This window comes from Rhizorhabdus argentea (assembly GCF_037861105.1).
GTDB classification, from domain to species: Bacteria; Pseudomonadota; Alphaproteobacteria; order Sphingomonadales; family Sphingomonadaceae; genus Rhizorhabdus; species Rhizorhabdus argentea.
The window spans coordinates 1-3,082 of the sequence record NZ_JBANFK010000052.1; the positions used below are offsets into that span (position 1 = coordinate 1).

At 59.6% G+C, this 3,082-nt stretch carries 3 protein-coding genes; 2 read left to right on the forward strand and 1 reads right to left on the reverse strand.

Going from position 1 to position 3,082, the window contains the following annotated elements; translation table 11 throughout:
- Positions 1-11: 11 nt before the first annotated feature.
- A complete protein-coding gene (locus AAC645_RS20290; RefSeq protein WP_340318394.1) occupies positions 12-386 on the reverse strand; it encodes a winged helix-turn-helix transcriptional regulator in 375 nt (124 codons plus the stop codon).
- A 109-nt stretch (positions 387-495) separates the two neighbouring features.
- Between AAC645_RS20290 and AAC645_RS20295 the strand changes: the two genes are divergently transcribed.
- Positions 496-666, forward strand: coding sequence for a hypothetical protein (locus AAC645_RS20295; protein ID WP_340318395.1), 171 nt, complete (start codon positions 496-498; stop codon positions 664-666).
- Positions 667-831: 165 nt separating this feature from the next.
- Positions 832-2,973 (forward strand): TonB-dependent receptor, encoded by a 2,142-nt coding sequence (locus AAC645_RS20300; RefSeq protein WP_340318396.1) that lies wholly within the window; start codon positions 832-834, stop codon positions 2,971-2,973.
- Positions 2,974-3,082: the final 109 nt, after the last annotated feature.

Sequence of the window (3,082 nt, forward strand, 5' to 3'; positions counted from 1 at the left end):
GCCGCCAGCGGTCACGCCTCCTGCTCGGCTGGGCTCAGTGCTTCGCGGCGCATGAAGGCCCAGTCGGTAAGCTCGGCCATGGAGGGTCCCAGGGCCATGCCCATCTTGGTCAGCGAATATTCCACGCGTGGCGGCACCTGAGGGTAGACCGTCCGGGCGAGGATGCCATCCTTTTCGAGCTGCTTGAGCTGCTGGATCAGCATCTTCTGGTTCACGCCTTCGATCCGCCGCTCGAGTTCGGAAAAGCGAAGAGGCGCCTTGGCGCCGAATAACTGGCAGATGATGACGATCTTCCACTTGCCCTCGAGCAACCGCAGGGCATCCCTCGTCGCAGCCGCCCAGACGAGCTGCCGCTTGGGATCGTCGCAAACCCAGTCCCCTCTCATGTGCACTTACCTTTTGGTGGGTTGCAGACCTTCCGGTCGGCTATTGCCGATGACGACATCTAGGCCTAACCTTGGGTGTAAAGCAACGGTGATGGGGAGGAAGCCGCGAATGAAGATCGCTATCGGCAATATCGGCGGCGCCCCGGCGCGCAGACTTCCCGCAGCGGGACACCGCGTCAGCGCTCGGGATCGGCTGGTCAAGATCCATGCGCTGCCTGGTTCCAGCCCTGGCCATGCCGAAGCCATTGCATCGAACCGCTCGCGTGCTCCGCTCGGCTGATCGGGGGAAGGCCAAAGCATCGGCCGATGGTTTCCATGTTGCCAATATAAAATATTGGCCAATAAAATAACAAAAACAATCAACAATCACAAAGGGAGGGAAGCAATGTCAAAAGCACAAATTCTAAGGTCGTCGTCTCTTATTTCGATCTGTCTGGCGATGGCGATGGGCATCGATGCAGGGGCTGCCTACGCGCAGTCTGCCGAGGGCGGCACCGCAACGAACATCGGTGAGATCGTCGTGACGGCCCAGAAGCGGGAGCAGCGGCTTCAGGACGTTCCGGCGACGATTGCCGCCTTCTCCCAGGAGACTCTGGAAACGCGGCAGATCCGCGGCCTCGGCGATCTGACCACCCGGGTTCCGTCGCTGGTGCTGGGCTACCAGTTCGGAAGCAACCAGATCACGCTGCGCGGCATCAGCACCGGTCTGACCAGCGGCTTTGAAGATGCCTCGGTCGCGGTGCACGTCAACGGAGTGTACCAGGCGCGCGCGCGCAGCCTCGACCTGGCGCAGATGGATATGGAGCGGATCGAGGTGCTCTCCGGCCCGCAGGGGACGCTCTATGGCCGCAATGCGACGGGCGGCGTGATCAACTATATCCTGAGGGGGCCGACGAAGGAGACCGAGGCCGAAGTGACCGGCAGCTTGGGCAATCGCAACGCCCATGGCGTTCGCGGCTTCATCTCCGGCCCGATCAACGACAAGGTCGGCTTCCGGATCACCGGCCTGTGGGATAATGCCGACGGAGACGTCAAGAATCTCCTCGTGGGCGCGCCCAGGAAGCGCTTCGGCGGCCATCATGTGGCGGCCATTCGCGGCGTCCTGGCCTTCAAGCCGGTGGACACGCTGCACATCGATGTCGAAGGAACCTATTCGCATACCCGCGCCTCCTATGCGCCGACAGCGCTTGCGCCCTCGATCAATCCAGGCCGCAGGGCCTTCCTGGTGCCGCAAACCTATCTCCCGCATAAGGTCTACTCCGACCTGGATGCCAAGCAGGATACGACCCAATATTCCGCGACCGGGACGGTCACCTGGGATGTCAGTGACGATATCCAGCTGAAATCCATTTCGGGATATCAAAAATATCGCAACTTCATGAATGTCGACTACGACGCCAGCGGGGCCAATGCGGAACATATTCCGAGCCGGGGCCGCTCGAACACCTATTCGCAAGAGCTCGATCTGAGCACGAGCATGTTCGATGGGCGCCTGCAATCGATATACGGTGCGTTCTACTTCAATGATAATTACGTCCAGCAAACCAATGTTTTCAGCAGCCTGTTCGGCGGCAGCAATGTCGACGTGTACCAGGGCAATTTCTCGCAAAAAGCCAAGTCGATAGCATTCTTCACCGACCATACTTTTTCGGTGACGGACAGGTTCCGGCTGCTGGCCGGCATCCGTTTCAACCATGACAACAAGAAGGCCGTCCTGAACATCCGCAACCAATGCAGCAATATTCGCCCGGACCTGACCTTCGAGGCGTGGACGCCGCGCGCCGGCGTTCAGTTCGATGTCTCCAGTGAGATCAAGACCTACGCCACCTACCAGAAGGGCTTCAAGTCCGGCGGTATCGGTTCGGGGACGTGCGGAGACACCTTCAAGCCTGAAACGATCGAAGGCGGCGAGGCTGGCGTCAAGGCCAGCCTGGTCGATAACCGGATCCACCTGAATGTCGCCGGCTTCTGGTATGATTACAAGAATCTGCAGGTGCAAAAGACGCTGGGAACGGCCGGCGGCTTCAAGGTGCAAAATGCCGCGGCGGCCCGGATCAAGGGATTGGAGGCCAGTTTCGATGCCTCGATCACCGATCGCCTGAAGCTGGACGGGTCGGCAATGGTCGAGAGTGCCAAATACACCAATTACGTCAACTGCAATCCAGCCGACTTTCTGGGGGCTTGCACCGCCGTGGACACCCGCCTGGCTACTGACCCCACTCGCAACCGGGATCTGGCCGGCAATTGGCTGAACCGGGCGCCGCCGTACAGCATCAGCATCGGTGCCCAATATGGCATTGATCTTGCCGGTGGAGAATTGCTGCTGCGCGGAGAGTCGTACTGGAGCGGCAAGGTGCGGTTCTCGGAGTTCAACGATGCTGTTTTGACCCAGCGCGCCTATAATATTCAAAACGCCTATGTGACCTTTACCTCCGGCGATGAGAAATATGTCGTTCGCGGCTTCATCAAGAATATCGGCAATACGAACTACAGGACCTCGGGCTATTTCGATGGCTTTGTTGCACAGAGAGATACCACCTGGGGTTCCTCGCGCACCTTCGGTGGCGAGGTGACCCTCAGGTTCTAGAACATGGGGGGGCCGTAGCTCTCGGCCCCCATCCATGCGACGACGATCTACGGGTCCCTGAAAGACCCGGAACTCGTCTTCATCCAGCATGGATGGGGCAGGAGCTCCA

Bases quoted from the DNA above. Each gene is read 5' to 3' on its own strand.
- AAC645_RS20290 (WP_340318394.1), bottom strand. From the start codon at position 386: ATGAGAGGGGACTGGGTTTGCGACGATCCCAAGCGGCAGCTCGTCTGG.
- AAC645_RS20300 (WP_340318396.1), top strand. From the start codon at position 832: ATGGGCATCGATGCAGGGGCTGCCTACGCGCAGTCTGCCGAGGGCGGC.
- AAC645_RS20295 (WP_340318395.1), top strand. From the start codon at position 496: ATGAAGATCGCTATCGGCAATATCGGCGGCGCCCCGGCGCGCAGACTT.